This is a genomic window from Streptomyces sp. NPDC046122 (assembly GCF_056429965.1).
Genome location: NZ_JBWKLQ010000007.1, coordinates 329095 through 350732 on the forward strand (window position 1 = coordinate 329095; position 21638 = coordinate 350732).

Sequence of the window (21638 nt, forward strand, 5' to 3'; positions counted from 1 at the left end):
GCCCGCCGGCCCGCCAGGGGCCCTACCTCACTTCTTGCGGCCGCGCTTCTCGCGCACCCGGACCGAGATGTGGATCGGCGTTCCCTCGAAGCCGAACTCCTCGCGCAGCCGGCGCTCGATGAACCGCCGGTAGCCGGCCTCCAGGAAGCCGGAGGCGAAGAGCACGAACCGCGGCGGCTTGGCTCCCGCCTGCGTCCCGAAGAGGATGCGGGGCTGCTTGCCGCCGCGGACGGGGTGCGGGTGGGAGGCGACGATCTCGCCGAGGAAGGCGTTGAGCCTGCCGGTCGGTACGCGCGTCTCCCAGCCGGCCAGCGCCGTCTCGATCGCCGGGACGAGCTTCTCCATGTGGCGGCCGGTCTGCGCGGAGACGTTCACCCGCGGCGCCCACGCGACCTGGGCGAGCTCGGTCTCGATCTCGCGCTCGAGGTAGTAGCGGCGCTCCTCGTCGAGGGTGTCCCACTTGTTGTACGCGATGACCAGCGCGCGGCCGGCCTCGACGGCCATCGTGACGATCCGCTGGTCCTGCACGCTGATGGACTCGCTGGCGTCGATCAGGACGACCGCCACCTCGGCCTTCTCGACGGCGGCGGCGGTGCGCAGGGAGGCGTAGTAGTCCGCGCCCTCCTGGAGGTGGACGCGGCGGCGGATGCCGGCCGTGTCGATGAACTTCCAGGTGATGCCGCCGAGCTCGATCAGCTCGTCGACCGGGTCGCGGGTGGTGCCCGCGATCTCGTTGACGACGACGCGGTCCTCGTTCGCCACCCGGTTCAGGAGCGACGACTTTCCGACGTTCGGTCGGCCGATGAGGGCGATGCGGCGCGGGCCGCCGACGGCCTGGCCGAAGGTCTGGGCCGGCGCCTCCGGCAGGGCCTCCAGTACGGCGTCCAGCATGTCGCCGGTGCCGCGGCCGTGCAGCGAGGAGACGGGGTGCGGCTGGCCGAGGCCGAGTGACCACAGCGCGGTCGCGTCCGCCTCGCCGCTCAGGCCGTCGACCTTGTTGGCGCAGAGCACCACGGGCTTGCCGGCCTTGCGCAGCAGGCGGACGACCGCCTCGTCGGTGTCGGTGGCGCCGACCGTGGAGTCGACGACGAAGACGACCGCGTCGGCGGCCTCGATCGCGTACTCGGCCTGGGCGGCGACGGACGCGTCGATGCCGAGGACGTCCTGCTCCCAGCCGCCGGTGTCGACGATCTTGAAGCGGCGGCCCGCCCACTCGGCCTCGTAGGTGACGCGGTCGCGGGTGACGCCCGGCTTGTCCTCGACGACCGCCTCACGGCGGCCGATGATGCGGTTCACCAGGGTCGACTTGCCGACGTTCGGCCGGCCGACGACGGCGAGGACGGGCAGCGGGCCGTGACCGGCCTCACCGATCGCGCCTTCGACCTCTTCGAGGTCGAAGCCCTCCTGCGCGGCGAGCTCCATGAACTCCGCGTACTCGGCGTCGCCAAGTGCTCCGTGCTCGTCGCCGGAGTGAATCTGGTCGTTCATGAAGTCCGTTCCTCGTTCATCATCATCGATGGACCACCCGATGCGCGCGGTCCACTACTCAAGTCTCGCCTAGCGCCCGGTGAAGCGCCTGGCACTTTCCAGGTGGGCGGTCAGCCGCTCCTGGATCCGCACGGTGGCCTCGTCCAGCGCCTTGCGCGTGCGCCGTCCACTGCCGTCGCCGGCCTCGAAGGGGTCACCGAAGACGACGTCCACGCGGCCGCGCAGGGGCGGCAGCCCGCGTATGAGCCGGCCTCGGCGTTCGGTGCTGCCGAGCACCGCCACGGGGACGATCGGCGCCCCGCCGCGGACGGCGAAGTACGAGAGGCCGGCGCGCAGCGACGCGAAGTCGCCCTCGCCCCGGGTGCCCTCGGGGAAGATCCCGAGCACGCCGCCGTCCGCCAGGACGCCGAGCGCGTTCGAGATCGCCGTACGGTCGGCGGTCGCGCGGTCCACCTTCAGCTGCCCGATTCCGCGCAGGAACGGGTCGAGGGGGCCGACGAACGCCTCTTTCTTGATCAGGAAGTGCACCGGCCTGGGGGCCGTGCCCATCAGCATGGGGCCGTCGATCATGTGCGAGTGGTTCACCGCCAGGATCACCGGCCCGCTCACGGGCACCCGCCAGGCACCGAGCACGCGCGGCTTCCACAGCCCGTACATCAGGCCGATGCCGATGCCGCGCCCGACCGCCGCACCACGCGATGTGGGTGCGGTCACTTCGCGGCCCGCTTCCCCTCGACCAGGGTAACGACACACTCGATGACCTGGTCCAGCGTGAGGTCGCTGGTGTCGACCTCGACGGCGTCGTCCGCCTTGGCGAGCGGCGAGGCCTTGCGGCTGGAGTCGGCCGCGTCCCGCTTCAGCAGGGCCTCGCGGGTCGCGGAGACGTCCGCCCCCTTGAGCTCGCCGCTGCGGCGGGCGGCGCGCGCCTCGGGAGAGGCGGTGAGGAAGATCTTGAGGTCGGCGTCCGGCAGCACGGTCGTACCGATGTCGCGTCCCTCGACGACGATGCCGAGCGCGGCGCCCTCGGCGATGGAGCGCTGCAGCTCGGTGATGAGGGTGCGCACCTCGGGCACGGCGCTCACGGCGCTCACCTTGGAGGTGACCTCCTGGGTGCGGATCGGCCCGGAGGCGTCGATCCCGTCGACCGTGATCGTGGGGGCGGACGGGTCGGTCCCGGAGACGATGACCGGCTTGCCCGCGGCGTCCGCGATGGCCACGGGGTCCGTGACGTCGATGCCGTTGTTCAGCATCCACCAGGTGATCGCCCGGTACTGGGCGCCGGTGTCCAGGTAGCTGAGCCCGAGCTTGGCGGCGACGGCCTTGGAGGTGCTGGACTTGCCCGTGCCGGAGGGGCCGTCGATGGCGACAATCACTGCTGCCGGGGCGGTCCGGGCGGCGGTTTCCACGGTGTAGGACACCTTCCTGGTACACGGGCTTGGGCATGCGGGGACCAACGGACCCCACACAAGGTTACCGAGTCCGCGGCCCCGCCCTCGACGCCCCCGCAAAGCCCCCACAAACCGGACACTCGGGGGGCGCCTCGGACGCTTGCCGGCCCCTCCTACTGGCGGATCGACCAGCCCCGCTCCCGCAGCGACGCGGTCAGCCCGGGCGCCGCCGCCGGTTCCACCATCAGCTGCACCAGGCCGGCCTGCTGACCGGTCGCGTGCTCGATGCGCACGTCCTCGATGTTGACGCCCGCCCGCCCGGCGTCCGCGAAGATCCTGGCCAGCTCGCCGGGACGGTCGCTGATGAGCACGGCGACGACCTCGTACGCCGCCGGAGCGGCCCCGTGCTTGCCCGGCACCCGCTCGCGGCCCGTGTTGCCGCGACGCAGCACGTCCTCGATGCCGTCGGCGCCGGTGCGGCGCTTGTCGTCGTCGGCGGACTGCAGCGCCCGCAGGGCCCGGACGGTCTCCTCCAGATCGGCCGCGACGCCGGTGAGGACGTCCGCGACGGGCCCGGGGTTGGCGGAGAGGATCTCGACCCACATCCGGGGGTCGGAGGCGGCGATGCGGGTGACGTCCCGGATGCCCTGGCCGCACAGGCGTACCGCCGTCTCGTCCGCGTCCGCGAGGCGCGCCGCGACCATGGAGGAGACGAGCTGCGGGGTGTGCGAGACGAGCGCGACCGCGCGATCGTGGGCGTCCGCGTCCATCACCACCGGTACGGCCCGGCACAGGGCGACCAGTTCCAGCGCGAGGTTGAGGACCTCGGTATCGGTGTCGCGGGTGGGGGTGAGGACCCAGGGGCGGCCCTCGAAGAGGTCGGCGGTCGCGGCGAGCGGGCCGGAACGTTCCTTGCCGGACATCGGGTGCGTACCGATGTACGCCGTGAGGTCGACGCCCAGAGCCTCCAGCTCGCGGCGCGGTCCGCCCTTGACGCTGGCGACGTCGAGGTAGGCGCGGGCGACCCCGCGCGCCATGGCGTCGGCGAGCGTCGCGGCCACGTGGGCGGGCGGCACGGCCACGACGGCCAGGTCGACGGGGCCTTCGGGCGCCTCGTCGGTGCCCGCCCCGAGGGCGGCGGCGGTGTGCGCCCGCGCCGGGTCGTGGTCGGTGAGGTGGACGGTGACGCCACGCCCGGCGAGGGCGAGGGCGGCGGACGTGCCGATGAGGCCGGTTCCGACGACGAGGGCGGTTCTCACTGGGCGATGTCCTTGCGGAGGGCAGCCGCGGCGCCGAGGTAGATGTGCGACACGGAGGATTTGGGCAGGTCGGACTCGACGTGCGCGAGGATGCGCACGACGCGGGGCATGGCGCCCGCTATGTCCAGTTCCTGGGCGCAGATGAGCGGTACGTCGACGATGCCGAGCTTGCGCGCGGCGGCGGCCGGGAAGTCGCTGTGGAGATCCGGGGTGGCCGTGAACCAGATGCTGATGAGGTCGTCGGGCGTGAGCCCGTTGCGCTCCAGGATCGCGGTGAGCAGCTCACTGACCTGCTCGTCCATGTGCCCGGCCTCGTCCCGCTCCAGCTGGACGGCCCCACGCACCGCTCGTACTGCCACGTCGTGCTCCTCGCTCCGTACCTCATGTGCCCCTGCTGGATTCAGCCTAGTTGGGCCGGGTGGGGCGGGGCGCGGCGTGTTCTGGGGGTGAGACACGGGCGGCACGCCGCCGGGTGCTTCCTCCCGGGTGCGGCGGGGGCGAAGATGCTGCCCTTCGCGCCGGACGACCGGAGCGTGGGGTGAGGAGCACGTGATGGGCAAGGGTACGAGCCGGCGGGCGGTCCTCGCGGCCGGCGCCGCGGCGGGCACCGCCCTGGCCGCCGGCTGCGGCGGCGGCGGAGACGGCGGCGACACGGGCGAGACGCCCCGGGCGACCTCCGAGCCGCCGGAGGCGCCCAGGGAGCCGCCCACCGCCCGGGAGTCGCCCGCCGGCGGCCGGACGCTGGCCCGGACGTCGGAGATCCCGGTCGGCGGCGGCAAGATCTTCGCGGACGACAAGATCGTGGTCACGCAGCCGGAGGAGGGCGCCTTCCGCGCCTTCTCCGCCGTCTGCACCCATCAGGGCTGCACGGTCGGCAGCGTCGAGGGCGGCACCATCAACTGCCCCTGCCACGGCAGCAAGTTCCGGGTGACGGACGCCTCGGTCGCGGCGGGGCCGGCGCGCAGGCCGCTGCCCCGGGAGGAGATCACCGTGGAAAGCGGCTCGATCCGGCTGCCCTGACTGCGGCACAATCCGGAGCATGATCCCGCCCGCCGCCCCCGGCCCCGCCGACGCCCCGCCGACGCACGAGGCTCTCGTACGCGACCACACGGTGTACTCCTGTGTGATGGGCTCGCGCGCCTTCGGTCTGGCGACGGACGGCAGCGACACCGACCGGCGCGGCGTCTTCGTCGCGCCGACGCCGCTGTTCTGGCGCTTCGAGAAGCCGCCGACGCATGTCGAGGGGCCGGGCGAGGAGCAGTTCTCCTGGGAGCTGGAACGGTTCTGCGGCCTTGCCCTCGTGGCCAACCCCAACATTCTGGAGTGCCTGCACTCCCCCCTGGTCGAACACGTCGACGTGACCGGCCGCGAGCTCCTCGACCTGCGCGGGGCGTTCCTCTCCCGCCACGCCCACCGCACGTTCGCGCGGTACGCGACCGGCCAGCGCAAGAAGCTGGAGTCGGACGTACGCCGGCACGGCGCCCCGCGCTGGAAGCACGCCATGCACCTGCTGCGGCTGCTCGCCTCCTGCCGCGACCTGCTGCGCACCGGTGAGCTGGTGCTCGACGTCGGCGTGGACCGCGAGCCCCTGCTGGCGGTCAAGCGCGGCGAGGTCCCGTGGCGGGAGGTCGAGCGCCGGATGGGGGCTCTGGTGGCGGAGGCCGACGCGGCCGCGGCGAAGAGCCCCCTCCCCGAGGAGCCGGACCGCGCCCGCGTGGAGGACTTCCTCCTGCGCACCCGCCGCGCGTCAGCCTTCTGAGCCGGCGGCGGGCGCGCTCGCGGGGTGGCCGAGCCGCGTCCGTACGACGAAGTCGTTCAGCCGCTCGTACGCCGTCGCCTCGGCCGGAAGCCGGGACGCGGCCTGCGCCTCGTCGAGGACGCCGTGGAGGGCTTCGGTGTCGGCGCGCAGCCGCTCGCGGTCCGGTCCGGTGGCCGCGCCGTGCTCCGCCTCCGCCTTGGCCGCGATGAGCTCCTCCAGGTAGGGCGGGGCGTCCACCCGCGTCAGCAGGGTGGGCAGGTGGGCCAGCACCTCGCCGCCGCGCATCAGATGGATGCCGGTCAGCAGCGCCCGGAAGGTGTAGAGCAGCGGCTTCAGCTCGCCGTTCTTCTCGAAGAGGCGCCACTGTGTGCCCGCGAACCCCCGGTAGTGGTGCGCGTGACGGCTGGTCAGCACGGCGGGCGCGAGCGCCACCAGTTCGGCGTGCGCGTCCGTGGTCCGCACGACCAGGGGCGACAGCAACTGTTCCAGCACATAGCCGTTGGGGCGCAGCATCAGCCGGACGAACTTGCGCAGGTCGTGCGTGACCAGGTCCATCTCGACGCCGTCGCGCACCCACATGCGCTCGCGCGTCTCGTCGGGCTCGGTCAGGCCGACGAGGTCCGCCGTGGGCAGCAGGTGCGTGCCGCGCAGGTCCACGTCGGAGTCGCGGGACGGGAACCCGTACAGGTGCGCCCCGGAGACGGTCGCGAACAGCAGGGGGTCGGTCTCCCCGGCGAGGACGGGGGCGAGGTCGGTGTCCGGCAGCCCGGCCTCGCGCAGGCGTTTCTGGTACGCGTTCATCGCTCAAGCGTCCCAGAGCGCGCCCAGGGCCAGCAGCTCGGTCCGGTACTCGATGCGCCCGGCCCATTCGGCCGGCCACGCGTCCGCGCCCAGGTGCGCCCCCGCGAACGCTCCCGCGAGGCAGGCGATGGAGTCCGAGTCGCCCTTCGTGCAGGCGGCCCGCCGCAGCGCGGTGACCGGCTCCCCGGGGAACAGGAGGAAGCACAGCAGCCCGGTGGCGAGGGCCTCCTCCGCGATCCAGCCGTCGCCCGTCGCCAGGCAGGGGTCCGTCTCCGGCGACGGTGTGCGCAGGGCCGCCGCGAGCCGCTCCAGCACGGCCAGGCACTCGTCCCAGCCGCGCGCGATGAAGTCCTCGGGCGACGCGTCGTGGGCGCGCGTCCACAGGTCGCCGAGCCAGCGCTCGTGGTACCGGGTGCGGTTCTCGTACGCGTACGAACGGAGCAGCCCCACCAGGCCGGTAGGTTCCGCCCCCCGTGCGAGCAGGTGCACCGCGTGGGCCGTCAGGTCGCTCGCCGCCAGCGCCGTCGGGTGCCCGTGCGTGAGCGCCGACTGCAACTGCGCGGCTCCGGCCCGCTGCTCCTCGCTCAGCCCCGGTACGAGGCCGACCGGCGCGACCCGCATGTTGGCCCCGCATCCCTTGGAACCGAGCTGGCTGGCCTGCTGCCACGGCCGGTCGCCGTCGAGCAGCCGGCAGGCGACGAGGCAGGTGTTGCCGGGGGCCCGGTTGTTCTCCGGGGAGTGGTACCAGTCGACGAATTCCTCGCGCACGGGACGCACCAGCCTCGGCGGCCCGAGCACGCCGCGGTCCATCGCGGTCCGTATCCCGCGTCCCAGCGCCAGCGTCATCTGGGTGTCGTCCGTGACGATCGCGGGGGACGGCAGTCCCATCTCCCGCCACGGACCGCACTTCGCGAGGATCGCGGGTACGTCGCTGAACTCGGTCGGGAAGCCGAGTGCGTCCCCGAGCGCGAGCCCGACGAGGGCCCCGGTGGCTGCCTGCTTCATACGGACCGTTCTCCTTCTGATCGTCGTTCGGGTCGCAGCAGTGCCGGATGCAGGGTGGTGGCGGTTCCGGCGCGGTGGAGCGCGGCGGGTTTGCCGCGTCCTCCGGTACGCCGGGGCGGCCCCTCCACCGGCTCCACGAAGCCGGGTGAGGCCAGCACCTTGCGCCGGAAGTTGGGCCGGTCGAGCTCCACGCCCCAGACCGTCTCGTACACCTGCTGGAGCTCGCCCAGGGTGAACTCCGGCGGGCAGAAGGCGGTGGCCAGGCAGGTGTACTCGAGCTTGGCGCGGATGCGCTCCCGCGCGTCCGCGATGATCCGCCCGTGGTCGAAGGCGAGCTCCGGCAGACCGCCGACAGGCATCCACTGCGCGTCCGCCGCGTCGCCGCCGCCGCGCGGCTCCGGCAGGCCGGGCACGAGCGCGGTGTACGCGACGGAGACCACGCGCATCCGCGGATCGCGGTCGGGATCGCTGTACGTCCGCAGTTGCTCCAGGTGGAGGGCGGCGGCGGACTCCTGCGAGAGTCCGGTCTCCTCGGCCAGTTCGCGGCGGGCCGCGTCCTCGGCGCACTCCCGGGGCAGTATGAAGCCGCCGGGGAGCGCCCACGCCCCCGCGTACGGGTCCTGTCCGCGCCGGATCAGCAGGACGTGCAGCCCACCCTCGCGCACGGTGAAGACGGCCAGGTCGACGGTCACGGCGAACGGCTCGAAGGCGTGCGGGTCGTACGGTGTCCCGTCGTTCTCGTTCATCGCTTCTCCGGCAGTGGGTCGGTGAGGCCCCAGTCTTCGGCGAGCAGCGCGTCGACGGCGGCCACGGCGGCCGCGAGCCGCTCCTCGTGCGGTCCGCCGAGGGTGACGAAGGGGCGCCCGGTACGGACGAGTTCCTCGCGGAAGCGTCCCGTCATCCAGGGCCGCAGGTGCTCGCCGTCGCGCAGGCCGTCGTCCTCGAAGGGCACGCCCGTGTGGTCCGTGAGCAGCCACAGGTGCTGCGCCCCGCGTGCGGCGATCCGCGCCACCTCGGCGCTGGGGCCGCCGAGGTAGCGCTCGTGCCACACCGTGGTGGCGAAGGCGTCGGTGTCGCAGAACAGCACGGGAGAGCCCGCCCCGGCCGCGGCGTCCTCGGTTTCGCACTGCCGCCGCGCGATCAGCGGGAACTCCTCGGTGCCGAAGGCGACGTCCGTCCAGTCGGCTTCCGGGCGCCGTGCGCGCAGGGCGGCCAGCTTCCGCTCGCTGTACTCCCTGCCGTACTCGGGAACGCACCGCGTCCGTTCCCACACGCCGCCGCGGGCCCGGTAGTGCTCGGTGAGCGCCCGCGCCATGGTGGTGGTCCCGGTCGACTCGGCCCCCAGGACGACCACCCGCCGGGCGAGGGCCGCCCGTACGGGCGCCTCGAGGAAGTCCCAGTGGCGGGCGGGGTCGGCGCGTACGGCGGTTCCCGAGACGGGGAAGGCCGTACGGTCCGGGTCGACGCACACCGCGTCCGCGCCGAAGCGCCGGCCGAGTTCCTCGCCGTACGCCTCCGAGGTGAAGACGGCGTCGACGGCCTCGGGGACGGCGGCCAGGAAGACCGCCATGTGCGCGTCCCACACGGCGGGATCGGTGAGGTCGACGGGGATGTCGTCCACGGCGCCGACGACCTCGGCGTCCGGGTGCGCGGCCCTCATCCACGCCACCCTGTCGGCGAGCGGCACAGACTCGACGGACGACGCGCACACGAGAACGGTGAGCCGTTCGCAGCGTTCCCGCGCGGTGCGCACGAGGTGGTGGTGTCCCGCGTGCGGCGGATAGAACTTCCCGAGCACGAGTCCGTGCTTGTAGTCCGTCATACGGCGGCCTCGGCGAGCGACTGTTCCCGGGAAGCGGCGCCGCGCCGCCAGTTGACGAGGCCGAGCACGCACAGGGCCATGAACCCGACGTACAGCAGGGCGGTCAGGTACAGCTCCTTGTACGCGTACAGGGGGACGTACACGATGTCCGCCGCGATCCACAGCCACCACGATTCGAGGCGCTTGCGGCACTGTCCGTACGTCGCCATGAGGGACAGGGCGGTCGTCAGGGCGTCCCAGAAGGGGACGGTCGAATCGGTGGCGCGGTCGAGGAGCAGCGTGAGGGACAGGGTCCCCACCGCCCCCGCCGCCAGCAGCCAGGTCCACTCGGTGCGGCTCGTGCGCCGCACCGGGAGGGACGAGGAGCCTGGTCCACCCCCGTGGGTCCAGGTCCACCAGCCGTAGGCGGCGAGGGAGATGAAGACGACCTGCAGGCCGGCGTCGGCGTACAGGCCCGCCTGGGTGAACAGGAGGACGAAGAACAGGTTGTTGGCGATGCCGATCGGCCAGTTGGCGATGTGCTGCCGGGCGACGAGCCAGACGCAGAGCGCGCCGCTGCCGAAGCCGAGCACCTCGGTCCAGCTCACCGGGGTGTCGAGGACGGTCACCAGCGGCTGCTGCAACGGTCCGAGTATGTCCGCGAGACTCACGCCCGCCTCCTTTATGGTCAAGATGACTATAAAGGGCCGGGGGTCCGCACCACAAGCGGCAAAAGGCCCCGGCCGGTTCCTGTGCGTACAGGAACCGGCCGGAGCCTCGAAGCGGGGAGAGTGCCGGTTACAGGCCGACTTCCTTCATCAGCATGCCGACCTCGGTGTTGGTGAGGCGGCGCAGCCAGCCGGACTTCTGGTCGCCCAGCGGGATCGGCCCGAAGGACGTCCGCACGAGCCGCTCGACCGGGAAGCCGGCCTCGGCCAGCATGCGGCGGACGATGTGCTTGCGGCCCTCGTGGAGGGTCACCTCGACCAGGTAGTTCTTGCCGGTGTTCTCGACGACGCGGAAGTGGTCGGCGCGGGCGTACCCGTCCTCCAGCGCGATGCCGTCCTTCAGCCGCTTGCCGAGGTCGCGCGGGAGCGGTCCCTGGATGGCGGCGAGGTAGGTCTTCTTCACGCCGTACTTGGGGTGGGTGAGACGGTGGGCCAGCTCGCCGTGGTTGGTGAGCAGGATGATGCCCTCGGTCTCGGTGTCCAGCCGGCCCACGTGGAAGAGACGCGTCTCACGGTTGTTGACGTAGTCGTTGAGATTCTGGCGGCCGTCCGGGTCGCCCATCGTGGCGACGACGCCGGCCGGCTTGTTGAGCGCGAAGAAGAGGTGCGACTGGGTGGCGACCGTCAGGCCGTCGACCTTGACCTCGTCCTTGTGCACGTCGACCCGGCGGCCCTGCTCGGTCACGATCTCGCCGTTGACCTCGACGCGGGCCTGCTCGATCAGCTCCTCGCAGGCACGCCGCGAACCCATGCCGGCGCGGGCGAGGACCTTCTGCAGGCGCTCGCCCTCCTGCTCGGCTCCCGGGAACGTCTTGGGGGTCTTCACCTGGGGCTTGCTGTGGCGCTCGCGTACGCGCTCCTCGAGCTTGGCGTCGAGCTCGCGCGGACGGGACGGGGCGCTCTGCGGGCCGCGGCGCAGCCCAGGGGTCCTGAAGCCGCCCTGCGGGGCCTTGGGGCCGCCCTTGGCGCCACCGCGCGCGGACGCGCCGCGACTGCCGGTGCCCGCGGAACCGCCGGCGCCACCGCCACCGCGCCCCGCGCCCGCACCGCCGCGCCCGGCACCCGCACCGCCGCCGGCACCACTGCCGCCGCGCCCGGCGCCCGCGCCGCTGCCGCCACGGCCGGCACCCGCGCCACCGCGCCCGGCGCCACCACGGCCCGAGCCGCCGCCCTCGCGGGCGCCGGGGGCGTCACGGCCGACGTCGTAACGGCGCTCCTCGGGACGGGGACGGTCCGGGCGGTCCGAGCGCTGCTGCCTGTCGTCGCGCCCCTTGCCCGCGCCCCGCTGGTTCCGGTCGTTGCCGCTTCCGCTGTTCCTGCCGCTGCTGCTTCGCATCAAAATTCCGTCTTGTCGTCTGCGTGTGTGTCCGAGGCGTACGGAGCGTCCGCATCGAACGACGGCACACCCTCTAGCGTCTCAGCCTCGATCGCGTCCGCCTCCGGGAGGAATGGCGCGAGCTCCGGGAGCTCGTCCAGGCCTCGCAGGCCCATCCGCTCCAGAAAGTAGTTCGTCGTCCTGTACAGGATCGCACCTGTTTCGGGTTCCGTGCCCGCCTCCCCGACCAGACCGCGCTGGAGGAGGGTCCGCATCACGCCGTCGCAGTTCACGCCCCGCACGGCCGACACCCGTGAACGGCTCACCGGCTGGCGGTACGCGACGACCGCCAGGGTCTCCAGGGCGGCCTGCGTGAGCCGGGCCTGCTGCCCGTCCAGTACGAAGCTCTCGACCGCCGCCGCATACTCGGGCCGCGTGTAGAAGCGCCACCCCCCGGCGACCAGCCTGAGCTCGAATCCGCGCCCCTGTACGGCGTACTCGTCGGCCAGCTCGCGCAGCGCGTCCGCGACGGCTCTGCGGGGCCGCTGCAGCACCTTCGCGAGGTGTTCCTCGGTGGCGGGCTCGTCGACCACCATGAGGACCGCCTCCAGGGCGGGCTTGAGGCCGAGTTCCGCGACCGCCGCGGGCTCGCTCACGATGTCTCCTCCACCACTTGATCGAATTCGTCGGTGACGACGGGCCGGGCCGTCTCTCCCCCGGTCCATCGGACCACGAGCTCCCCGAGGGCCTCCTCCTGGTCCAGGACGACGGCCTTCTCCCGGTAGAGCTCCAGCAGCGCGAGGAAGCGCGCCACGACGGTGAGGGTGTCCGAGACGTCCTCGGTCAGCGCCTGGAACGTCGCCTCCCCCATGTCCCGCAGCCGCGCGACGACCACCTCGGCCTGCTCCCGTACGGACACGAGCGGCGCGTGGATGTGGTCGACGTACACCTGCGGCTCGGCCCGGGGCTGCATGGCCTTCACGGCGAGCTTCGCGAAGCCGTCCGGGCCGATGCTGATGACGACCTCGGGCAGCAGCGCCGCGTGGTGCGGCTCCAGTCCGACGGTACGCGGGTAGCGCCGGGCCTCCGCGTCCAGCCGCTCGCCGAAGATGTCGGCGACCCGCTTGTACGCGCGGTACTGCAGGAGCCGCGCGAACAGCAGGTCGCGCGCCTCCAGCAGCGCGAGGTCCCCCTCGTCCTCCACCTCGGCGGCGGGCAGAAGGCGGGCGGCCTTCAGGTCGAGGAGCGTGGCGGCCACCACGAGGAACTCGGTGGTCTGGTCGAGGTCCCAGTCGGGCCCCATGGCGCGGATGTGCGCCATGAATTCGTCGGTGACCTTCGAGAGGGCGACCTCGGTGACGTCGAGCTTGTGCTTCGAGATGAGCTGGAGCAGCAGATCGAACGGCCCTTCGAAGTTCACCAACCGGACGGTGAACCGCCCGTCGGCCGGGACCTCGTGCCCCCGGTCCGCCGTCGCGCCGACGGCCGCGGGGAGGGAAGGGGCGGGCCTCGGGTGCGGAGACGCGGCGGGGGGCCGCTCACCGGTCCCGGCCTCGGGTGCGCCGTCAGGTTCCGACTCCGGTTCCGGCGCCGGCCCGGGGGCGCCGTGCGCGCCCTCGTCCCCGGCCGGCCGCGGCGCCCCCGGCCCGCGGCCGAGGCGGCGGCGGGGGGCGGGGGCGGAATCGTCGGGGCGCGGCATGGCGGTGGTCCAGGGTGCGGGGGAACAAGGCAGGGGCAGCAGCGCAGGCTACCCCCGGTCCGGTCAGCGCCCGCGTAGGCGCCGTACGAGGATGCTCGCGTCGCCGCGCGACTCCAGGTCCGCGAGGACGACGGCGACGGCCTCCCGCACGATCCGGCCGCGGTCGACGGCGAGCCCGTGCTCCCCGCGCAGCACCAGCCGCGCGTGCTCCAGGTCCATCAGTTCCTCGGCCGACACGTAGACCGTGATCTTCTCGTCGTGGCGCTCGCGGCCACTGGGACGGCGGTTCGCCCCGCGCCCGCCCCTGCGGCGCGGCTGGGCCCCCGCCACAGGGCCCGCAGGACGCTGCTGGGCAGCCTGCTGGGCCGCCGGCTGCCCCTCGGGGGCGCGGCGGGCCTTGGCGGCGGCAGCGGCCGTCTGGTCGCCCTCGGCGGCCCGGCTGCGATGCCCGCCGGCCTCCGCGTCGGCGGCGGCGTGCTCCGCCCCCTCGCGGCCGTCGGGCCCCCCGGCGGACGCGCTCTCGGACGGCTCGGCCGCCGCGCCGGGGTCGCTCTCCCCCGCCGGCCCCGGCACGCGGGCCTCACCGTTGACGGGCGGGCGCCGGGGGGACGACGACTGCAGCGCCATTCCCCCGGTCGTGCGGAACAGTTCGTCGGCCCCCGGCAGACTCACTCGGCGTGACACCGGGCGAGCACCTCCCTGGCGAGCTGGCGATAAGCGGCCGCACCGACCGAGTTGGAGGCGTACGTCGTGATCGGCTCACCCGCGACCGTGGTCTCCGGGAAGCGCACGGTACGCCCGATCACCGTGTGGTAGACGTGCTCGTCGAAGGCCTCGACGACCCTCGCGAGCACCTCACGGCTGTGCACCGTGCGGGAGTCGTACATCGTGGCGAGGATGCCGTCGAGCTCCAGGTCGGGGTTGAGCCGCTCCTGGACCTTCTCGATCGTCTCGGTCAGCAGGGCCACGCCGCGCAGCGCGAAGAACTCGCACTCCAGCGGCACGATCACCTTGTGAGCCGCCGTCAGGGCGTTCACGGTGAGCAGGCCGAGCGACGGCTGACAGTCGATCACGATGTAGTCGTAGTCGGCCATCAGCGGCTTGAGCGCCCGCTGAAGTGTCGACTCGCGCGCGACCTCGCTGACGAGTTGGACCTCGGCGGCCGACAAGTCGATATTGCTCGGAAGCAGGTCCATGTTGGGGACCGCGGTCTTCAGGAGGACCTCGTCGGCCGACATGCCCCGCTCCATGAGCAGGTTGTAGACCGTCAGGTCGAGCTCCATCGGGTTCACGCCGAGACCGACCGACAGGGCTCCCTGCGGGTCGAAGTCGACGAGCAGGACCCGTCGGCCGTACTCCGCGAGAGCGGCACCCAGGTTGATGGTCGACGTCGTCTTGCCGACGCCGCCCTTCTGGTTGCACATGGCGATGATCTTCGCGGGGCCGTGATCGGTCAGCGGGCCCGGGATAGGGAAGTACGGCAGCGGCCGCCCGGTGGGGCCGATCCGCTCGCGGCGCTGGCGGGCAGCGTCCGGGGCGAGGGTGGCCGCGTACTCGGGGTCGGGCTCGTACTCGGCATCGGGATCGTAGAAGTGCCCCTCGGGCACCTCGTCGAAGTCGGCGAAACGGGTGGTGGACTTGTCCCCACTCTGGTCGCCGGCCATGGCGTTCACGTGTAGGCCGTCCATGCTCTGGTGGGCTGTCGTCATGTGCTGATGGGTGGCGAAGGTGCGGACAGCGACGGAGCCGACAGCCTGGAGCCCCGATGGGCCCTGGCCCCGTGCAGGCATTCCTGGTTGACCACCCCCGGGAGTAAATGTCGACTCATTCACAAGTCGTCTTACCTCCTTGGAAGTGACCAGGAAACTTATCGATAGGTCAGCGTGGCACCATGCCGACGGTTGGCGACTCTATGGCGTGTCACCGGTCCGCAGCAACACAATCGGCCGGACGCGGCCCGATGTGTCGGCAATGGAACACCCCTGTGTCAAGGGTGCGCGGGTGCGAAAGAGAGGCACCGACCGCGCGTTTCGCGGGGTCGCGAAACGGTTAAAGTGTTACGTTCGCGGCGAGTTGAGCTCGTCCGTCGAAGCGGCCGCAAACGCGACCGGCCGGACCTTGCTCACAAGGTCCGGCCGGTTGCGTGAGGTTGACGACTTTCGTTGACGCGTCAGCCGAGAAGCGTGCCCAGCTCCACGTGCGGCAGCGCGTGGGCCTCGGCGACCTCGCGGTAAACGACCTGGCCGTCATGGGTGTTGAGGCCCTTGGCGAGCGCGGCGTCGCGGCGCAGCGCCTCGACCCAGCCGCGGTTCGCGAGCTCGACGATGTACGGCAGCGTGGCGTTCGTCAGCGCGTACGTCGAGGTGTTCGGGACGGCGCCCGGCATGTTCGCGACGCAGTAGAAGACCGAATTGTGAACATTGAACGTCGGCTCGGCGTGCGTCGTGGCGTGCGAGTCCTCGAAGCAGCCGCCCTGGTCGATCGCAATGTCGACAAGAACACTTCCGGGCTTCATCTTGGCGACGAGCTCGTTGGTCACGAGCTTCGGGGCCTTGGCGCCGGGGATCAGGACCGCGCCGATGACGAGGTCGGCCTCGACGACGGCCTTCTCCAGCTCGAAGGCGTTGGAGACGATCGTCTTGACCTTGGTGCCGAAGACCTTGTCGGCCTCGCGCAGCTTGTTGATGTCACGGTCGAGCAGGGTCACATGGAAGCCCATGCCGACGGCGATCTGCGTGGCGTTCCAACCGGAGACGCCACCGCCGATGACGACGGCCTCGCCGGCCGCCGTGCCCGGGACGCCGCCCGGGAGCACACCGCGGCCGCCGACCGAGCGCATCAGGTGGTACGCGCCGACCTGCGGGGCCAGCCGGCCCGCGACCTCGGACATCGGGGCGAGCAGCGGCAGGGCGCGGTTCGCGGTCTCTACCGTCTCGTAGGCGATCGCCGTGGTACCGGACGCCAGGAGGGCGTCCGTGCACTCACGGGAGGCGGCGAGGTGGAGGTAGGTGAAGAGGGTCTGGTCCTTGCGGAGGCGGTGGTACTCCTCCGCGATGGGCTCCTTGACCTTCAGCAGCAGGTCGGCGGTGGCCCAGACCTCATCGGCGGTCGCCAGGATCTGCGCACCGGCGGCGACGTACTCACCGTCCGTGATCGAAGATCCGACGCCGGCGTTCTGCTCGACGAAGACCTGGTGGCCGTGGCGCACCAGCTCGTGCACGCCTGCGGGGGTGATGGCCACCCGGAACTCGTTGTTCTTGACCTCGCGGGGGATGCCGACCTTCACGTCGATCACGGTCCTTGGCTCAGGGGGAATAAATGGGTCATTGCCATACATACCCAGGTACACACGGCACACCCGGGCAACACCGCAGCATGACGCGGCAGAGCCAGTCTAATGAAGGATTTCCCGCTGTCTAGCCTTACAAAGCATCAATCTCCAGCGGAACCACTGCGGATTTCGTAGGTATAACCCTCTTCTCTCAGCAGTCTTTCCGCAGCGCTCCTGTGCAGCCGGGCCGCCGCCGGGTCGCCCAGCCGGTCGAGGGTGTCCGCGAGCCTCAACTCCAGTGCGGCCTGAAGCCGTACGTCCTCGGCCCGCCGCGCCCACTCCACCGCCTCGCGGCAGGTGCGCAGCGATTCCTCGGGCCGCCCCGCGTACTCCTGCACCCGCGCCACTTCGCTCAACGCCCGGGCGTGGCCCGGCAGATCACCCACCCTGCGGTGTCCGGCGGCCGAGGCCCGCCAGTTGCGCAGCGCCTCGCCGTAACGGCCCGCGTAGGTGTGCACCGCCCCGAGTCGCCCGTACAGCCGGGCCGCGTCCGCGCGTTCCCCTCGCGTCAGCCGCTGTTCCAGGGCGCGGCCGTACCAGTCGGAGGCGCGCTGCCAGTCCCCCAGTTCCTGATAGGTGCCGCCTACGGATTCCATCGCCCGGCCCGTCGCGTAGGGGTCGCCCGCCGCCCGGCCGGCGTCCAGCGCCGCCCGGTAGCGCGTCAGCGCCTCCTGCGTACGCCCGGTCCGCGCGTCCAGATCCGCCAGATTCAGCAGCGCGGCGGCCTTCTCCCGGTGCAGCCCGCACCGCTCCGCCACGTCCAGCACGAGCCGGTGCAGCCCGTACAGCTCGGGAGCCGCGGCCTCGGTGCCCCGGTGCGCCGCGAGCGCCCGTACCAGCGCGGCCACCAGGCGCCTCGCCAGGGTGTCGAGCTCACCGTCCTCGACCGCCATCCGGGCCGCGGCGAGCAGGGCGGGCTGCCGGACCCGGAGCCATGCGGCGGCGGCCGGGACGTTGGGGAAGCGGAGCGCGCGCGGGAGCCCCGCCAGCTTCTTGCGGGCCGGTGAGCCGTCGGGCTCCGTGATCGCCCGGCAGGAGTGGAGCCGGCGCACGGTCCGCTCCAGCATCCTGGCCCGGGCCAGCTGTACCTCTGCGGGCCGGTCCCGGTCCTCCATCAGCGCCTTCATCATGGGCGCGAGGCAGCCGGGCACCTCGTACTGCCGGTCGTCCACGCGGCGCAGCAGGCCGAACGCGGCGAAGTCGTCGAGTGCCGTCTGCGCCCCGGAGACGGAGCAGCCCGCCAGCGCGGACGCGATGTGGGCGTCCACGACGCCGGCCGGCGCGAGGGCGAGCAGCCGCAGCATCCGGGCCGTGGGCTGCGGCAGCGACTCGTACACGAACCGGAACGTGCGGGCGAGCGGGCGGCCCCCGGTGGGCTGGCCCGGGTCGACGGGCATGTCGTGCAGCCGCTTGGTCACATCGGCGACCGACGCCTTGGGGCTGGCGGCAAGCCAGCCGCCGATCAGGGTGAGCGCGGCGGGCTGTCCCCCGCACTCCTCGGCGAGCGATTCGGCGGCCGTCGGATCGACGGTGATCCGCACGGCGCCCGTGTAGCGGCCGAGCAGCTCGACGGCGGATCCGGTGTCCAGGCCGCCGATGGTGCAGGGCCGCACGCCGGGGATGCCGGTGAGCGGACCCCGGGCGGTGGCCACGACCAGGCAGCCGGGGTTGTCGGGCAGCAGCGGGTCGACCTGCTCGGCGTCGGCGGCGTCGTCGAGGACCAGCAGGACGCGGCGTGCGGCGAGCGCCTCGCGGACCAGCTCGGACAGCTCGTCGTCACCGGCCCCCGGCGGCACCGGGACGTCGAGCTCGTCGAGCAGCGCCCGGGCGGTGCGCTCGGTGGGCACGCGCTCGCCGCCAGGCTCGGTCAACCGGGCGCGGAGCGTGCCGTCGGGGTAGTCGCCGGCGAGACGCGCGGCGAGTTCGGCGGCCAGGGCGGTGCGGCCGGAGCCGGGGCGGCCGGCGATCAGCAGGACGCGCGCCCTCGGCGCCTTGCGGCCCGCGAGGGTGTCGAGCCCGGCCCGTTCGATGTCGTCCCGCAGCTCCTTCAGCTCGCGCGCTCTGCCGAAGAACTCGCCCGTAGTCCGCCCTGCCGGGGAACCCGCCGCCACGCCGCTGGTGTCCACCGCCTGATCCGTCACGGGCCACGCTCCCGTCCGCCTGCGCACAAGCCCGCCGCGACTGCGGTCGGGAACTTCGAGCGTAGTTCACGCTCTGCTACGAACCGTGCGGAGCGCGGCGGGTGGATCACCCGATCGGATCAGCGGATTTTCAGATGACCGTCACCCGTGGAGGGGGCTGTCACGCCTCGAACGGACGCGCGGGCCAGGGCGCGTCGGCGGGCCGCAGCGCCTCGACGCCGTCACCCGCGAGCGCGGCGGCCAGCGCCAGTGCGCCGACGGCCAGGCAGGTGTTGTGCAGTTCACCGGCGAGCACACCGCGCACGAGGTCCTGGAGAGGGACCCGGGCGAGTTCCATGTCCGCCTCCTCCTCCTCGACCTCGAAGCGCTCGCCCTCGACGTCCGAGAGGTCGCGGGCGAAGAAGATCCGTACGGCCTCGTCGCAGCCTCCCGGCGTCGGGTAGACGTCGGTCAGCACGTGCCACTCCTCGGCCTTGACGTGCGCCTCTTCGTACAGCTCGCGCTGGGCGGCGTTCAGCGGGTTCTCGCCGGGCACGTCGAGCAGCCCGGCCGGGATCTCCCAGAGCCGCTGGCGTACGGGGTGGCGGTACTGGCGGATGACCAGGACGCGGTCGTTCTCGTCGAGGGCCAGGACCGCCACGGAACCGGGGTGCACCTGGTAGTCGCGGCGTACCACGCTGCCGTCGGGCATGACCACGTCGTCGGTGCGGACACTCGTCTTGTTGCCCTTGAAGGGAACCGCGGTCGCGGTGACCTGCCACTCCTCGGGGGTGTCCTTGATGGCCATGAAAGCGTCCTCCCAAAGCAGAAAGCAGAAAACCGGGGTACCGGCCCAAAAGGCCCGTACCCCGGCAACCGTATCTCCTGCGACTACTCGCCGGCCGTGCCGGTCCTGAGCGCCGCCTGCTGCCGTTCGACCGCGGCCTTCACCAGGCCCGCGAAGAGCGGGTGGGGGCGGGTCGGGCGGGAGCGGAGCTCGGGGTGGGCCTGGGTGGCGACCAGGTAGGGGTGGACCTCGCGCGGGTACTCGACGTACTCGACGAGCTTGTTGTCGGGCGAGGTGCCGGAGAAGACGATGCCCGTCTTCTTCTCCAGCTCCGCGCGGTAGGCGTTGTTCACCTCGTAGCGGTGGCGGTGGCGCTCGTCGACGTAGGGCTGGTCGCCGTAGACCTCGCGCACGATCGAGCCCTCGGCGAGCTTGGCCGGGTAGAGGCCCAGGCGCATGGTGCCGCCCAGGTCGCCCGCCCCCTCGACGTACGCGAGCTGCTCCTCCATGGTGGAGATCACCGGGTGGGCGGTCGCCGCGTCGAACTCGGTCGAGTTGGCGTCCTCGATGCCCGCGAGGTTGCGCGCGGCCTCGACGACGATGCACTGCAGGCCCAGGCACAGACCGAGCAGCGGGATCTTGTTCTCGCGGGCGTACTGGATGGCGCCGACCTTGCCGTTGACGCCGCGCTCGCCGAAACCGCCCGGGATGACGATCGCGTCGACGTCGCCGAGCTGCTTCGTGGCGCCCGCCTGCGTCCGGCAGTCGTCGGAGGTGACCCACTTGACCTTGACGCGCGCCTTGTTGGCGAACCCGCCGGCGCGCATGGCCTCGGTCACCGACAGGTAGGCGTCGGGCAGGTCGATGTACTTGCCGACGAGCGCGACCGTGACCTCGTGGTCGGGGTTGTGGACGCGGTCCAGCAGGTCCTCCCACTGGGTCCAGTTCACATCGCGGAACGGCAGGTCCAGCTTGCGGACGACGTACGCGTCCAGGCCCTCGGTGTGCAGCACCTTCGGGATGTCGTAGATCGACTTGGCGTCGATCGCGGCGACCACCGCGGCCTCGTCGACGTCGCACATCAGCGAAATCTTGCGCTTGATCGACAGCGGCACCTCACGGTCCGCGCGCAGCACGATGGCGTCGGGCTGGATACCGATGTTGCGCAGCGCGGCGACCGAGTGCTGCGTCGGCTTGGTCTTCAGCTCACCGGACGGGCCGATGTAGGGGAGCAGCGAGATGTGCACGACGAAGACGTTGTCGCGGCCGACCTCGTGACGAACCTGGCGCACGGTCTCCAGGAACGGCAGCGACTCGATGTCACCGACCGTGCCGCCGACCTCGGTGATGACCACGTCGACGTCGTCACCCGCCATGCGCCGGATGCGGTGCTTGATCTCGTTGGTGATGTGCGGGATGACCTGCACCGTGTCGCCGAGGTACTCGCCGCGCCGCTCCTTGGCGATGACCTGCGAGTAGACCTGGCCCGTGGTGACGTTGGCCGAACCGTCGAGGTCGACGTCCAGGAAGCGCTCGTAGTGGCCGATGTCCAGGTCGGTCTCGGCGCCGTCGTTGGTGACGAACACCTCGCCGTGCTGGAAGGGGTTCATCGTGCCGGGGTCGACGTTCAGGTACGGGTCGAGCTTCTGCATCGTGACCCGCAGGCCCCGCGCCTTGAGCAGCGCACCCAGGCTGGAGGCCGTCAGGCCCTTACCGAGGGAGGAGGCGACACCCCCGGTGACGAAGATGTGCTTGGTCGTCATGGATTTGGGCGGCATCGCCAAGAGGGGGCTCCCGTGGTCGCGTAGTGAGGTGCGTACCGGCCGCCGGCCCGGAATCCGGGTGGTGCCGTCGCTGCGGTTTCGGGGCGCCTGATCGTCACAGACTGGCCACCGGTCCACGGGGTACCAGCCTATCAGCGACGGGACGAGGCCGCTTCCGGCCGCGCCGCGTCTCCTGCCGCACGGGAAGCCCTCCGTCATCTGCCGCCGCCGACCCGCACCCAACTCACTCGTAGCTCACCCGTTCGGCAGACTCGTGTTGCCGGTACCGTCGCGCAGAGCACTTGGCTGCGACGTATCCTGCTCGGATACATCGCTGCGAGCCGGCCGGCGAAGGCACCATCCCCGCCCGCTCCCGGGACCAAGAGCTCGTCGG

At 72.2% G+C, this 21638-nt stretch carries 21 protein-coding genes; 2 read left to right on the plus strand and 19 right to left on the minus strand.

Annotated features, from left to right (window positions below; translation table 11 throughout):
* Positions 1–27 precede the first annotated feature (27 nt).
* From der to aroH, 5 genes are all read right to left on the minus strand, one after another.
* Entirely contained in the window at positions 28–1488 is a 1461-nt protein-coding gene (gene der / locus AC07FK_RS21290) for a ribosome biogenesis GTPase Der (protein ID WP_479106469.1), read from the minus strand.
* A 69-nt stretch (positions 1489–1557) separates the two neighbouring features.
* A complete protein-coding gene (locus AC07FK_RS21295) occupies positions 1558–2145 on the minus strand; it encodes a lysophospholipid acyltransferase family protein (protein WP_452811738.1) in 588 nt (195 codons plus the stop codon).
* Between the two features lie 53 nt (positions 2146–2198).
* Positions 2199–2906 carry a (d)CMP kinase gene (gene cmk, locus AC07FK_RS21300; protein ID WP_479106470.1) on the minus strand — a complete coding sequence of 236 codons (708 nt, stop codon included), beginning with the start codon at positions 2904–2906 and terminating at the stop codon, positions 2199–2201.
* 143 nt (positions 2907–3049) lie between these two features.
* Entirely contained in the window at positions 3050–4135 is a 1086-nt protein-coding gene (locus AC07FK_RS21305; protein ID WP_479106471.1) for a prephenate dehydrogenase, read from the minus strand.
* On the minus strand, positions 4132–4494 hold the full coding sequence (gene aroH, locus AC07FK_RS21310) for a chorismate mutase (protein WP_453407898.1): 363 nt from the start codon (positions 4492–4494) through the stop codon (positions 4132–4134). The genes AC07FK_RS21305 and aroH overlap by 4 nt, the downstream gene beginning before the upstream one ends.
* Positions 4495–4687: 193 nt before the next feature.
* Between aroH and AC07FK_RS21315 the strand changes: the two genes are divergently transcribed.
* Positions 4688–5155 (plus strand): Rieske (2Fe-2S) protein, encoded by a 468-nt coding sequence (locus tag AC07FK_RS21315; protein ID WP_479106472.1) that lies wholly within the window; start codon positions 4688–4690, stop codon positions 5153–5155.
* Positions 5156–5174: 19 nt separating this feature from the next.
* Positions 5175–5894 carry a nucleotidyltransferase domain-containing protein gene (locus tag AC07FK_RS21320; RefSeq protein WP_479106473.1) on the plus strand — a complete coding sequence of 240 codons (720 nt, stop codon included), beginning with the start codon at positions 5175–5177 and terminating at the stop codon, positions 5892–5894.
* Here the strand turns inward: AC07FK_RS21320 and AC07FK_RS21325 are convergent.
* The 14 genes from AC07FK_RS21325 to AC07FK_RS21390 all read right to left on the minus strand — a co-directional run bounded on the left by AC07FK_RS21325 (position 5883) and on the right by AC07FK_RS21390 (position 21259).
* Positions 5883–6695, minus strand: a complete 813-nt coding sequence (locus tag AC07FK_RS21325; RefSeq protein WP_479106474.1) for a nucleotidyltransferase domain-containing protein — start codon at positions 6693–6695, stop codon at positions 5883–5885. The genes AC07FK_RS21320 and AC07FK_RS21325 overlap by 12 nt on opposite strands.
* A 3-nt stretch (positions 6696–6698) precedes the next feature.
* A complete protein-coding gene (locus tag AC07FK_RS21330) occupies positions 6699–7700 on the minus strand; it encodes an ADP-ribosylglycohydrolase family protein (protein WP_479106475.1) in 1002 nt (333 codons plus the stop codon).
* Positions 7697–8446 carry an NUDIX hydrolase gene (locus AC07FK_RS21335; RefSeq protein ID WP_479106476.1) on the minus strand — a complete coding sequence of 250 codons (750 nt, stop codon included), beginning with the start codon at positions 8444–8446 and terminating at the stop codon, positions 7697–7699. The genes AC07FK_RS21330 and AC07FK_RS21335 overlap by 4 nt, the downstream gene beginning before the upstream one ends.
* The gene (locus tag AC07FK_RS21340; RefSeq protein WP_479106477.1) at positions 8443–9522 is read right to left on the minus strand and encodes an AAA family ATPase; all 1080 of its coding nucleotides are present in this window, start codon (positions 9520–9522) and stop codon (positions 8443–8445) included. Before AC07FK_RS21340 ends, AC07FK_RS21335 begins: the two co-directional genes overlap by 4 nt.
* Entirely contained in the window at positions 9519–10172 is a 654-nt protein-coding gene (pnuC, locus tag AC07FK_RS21345; protein ID WP_479106479.1) for a nicotinamide riboside transporter PnuC, read from the minus strand. The genes AC07FK_RS21340 and pnuC overlap by 4 nt, the downstream gene beginning before the upstream one ends.
* A gap of 127 nt (positions 10173–10299) precedes the next feature.
* On the minus strand, positions 10300–11565 hold the full coding sequence (locus tag AC07FK_RS21350) for a pseudouridine synthase (protein ID WP_479106481.1): 1266 nt from the start codon (positions 11563–11565) through the stop codon (positions 10300–10302).
* Positions 11565–12269: an SMC-Scp complex subunit ScpB gene (gene scpB / locus AC07FK_RS21355; protein WP_479106482.1), complete on the minus strand. Its 705-nt coding sequence runs from the start codon at positions 12267–12269 to the stop codon at positions 11565–11567. Before scpB ends, AC07FK_RS21350 begins: the two co-directional genes overlap by 1 nt.
* Positions 12197–13243, minus strand: coding sequence for a segregation and condensation protein A (locus AC07FK_RS21360; RefSeq protein ID WP_479106483.1), 1047 nt, complete (start codon positions 13241–13243; stop codon positions 12197–12199). The genes scpB and AC07FK_RS21360 overlap by 73 nt, the downstream gene beginning before the upstream one ends.
* 63 nt (positions 13244–13306) lie before the next feature.
* The gene (locus tag AC07FK_RS21365; RefSeq protein ID WP_479106484.1) at positions 13307–13927 is read right to left on the minus strand and encodes a hypothetical protein; all 621 of its coding nucleotides are present in this window, start codon (positions 13925–13927) and stop codon (positions 13307–13309) included.
* Positions 13912–15033 (minus strand): ParA family protein, encoded by a 1122-nt coding sequence (locus tag AC07FK_RS21370; protein ID WP_069935438.1) that lies wholly within the window; start codon positions 15031–15033, stop codon positions 13912–13914. Before AC07FK_RS21370 ends, AC07FK_RS21365 begins: the two co-directional genes overlap by 16 nt.
* 380 nt (positions 15034–15413) lie before the next feature.
* The gene (gene ald, locus AC07FK_RS21375) at positions 15414–16529 is read right to left on the minus strand and encodes an alanine dehydrogenase (protein WP_479106524.1); all 1116 of its coding nucleotides are present in this window, start codon (positions 16527–16529) and stop codon (positions 15414–15416) included.
* A 146-nt stretch (positions 16530–16675) separates the two neighbouring features.
* Entirely contained in the window at positions 16676–18715 is a 2040-nt protein-coding gene (locus tag AC07FK_RS21380) for a tetratricopeptide repeat protein (protein ID WP_479106485.1), read from the minus strand.
* A 160-nt stretch (positions 18716–18875) separates the two neighbouring features.
* Entirely contained in the window at positions 18876–19502 is a 627-nt protein-coding gene (locus AC07FK_RS21385) for an NUDIX domain-containing protein (protein WP_479106486.1), read from the minus strand.
* An 83-nt stretch (positions 19503–19585) separates the two neighbouring features.
* Positions 19586–21259 carry a CTP synthase gene (locus AC07FK_RS21390; RefSeq protein WP_479106487.1) on the minus strand — a complete coding sequence of 558 codons (1674 nt, stop codon included), beginning with the start codon at positions 21257–21259 and terminating at the stop codon, positions 19586–19588.
* Positions 21260–21638: the final 379 nt, after the last annotated feature.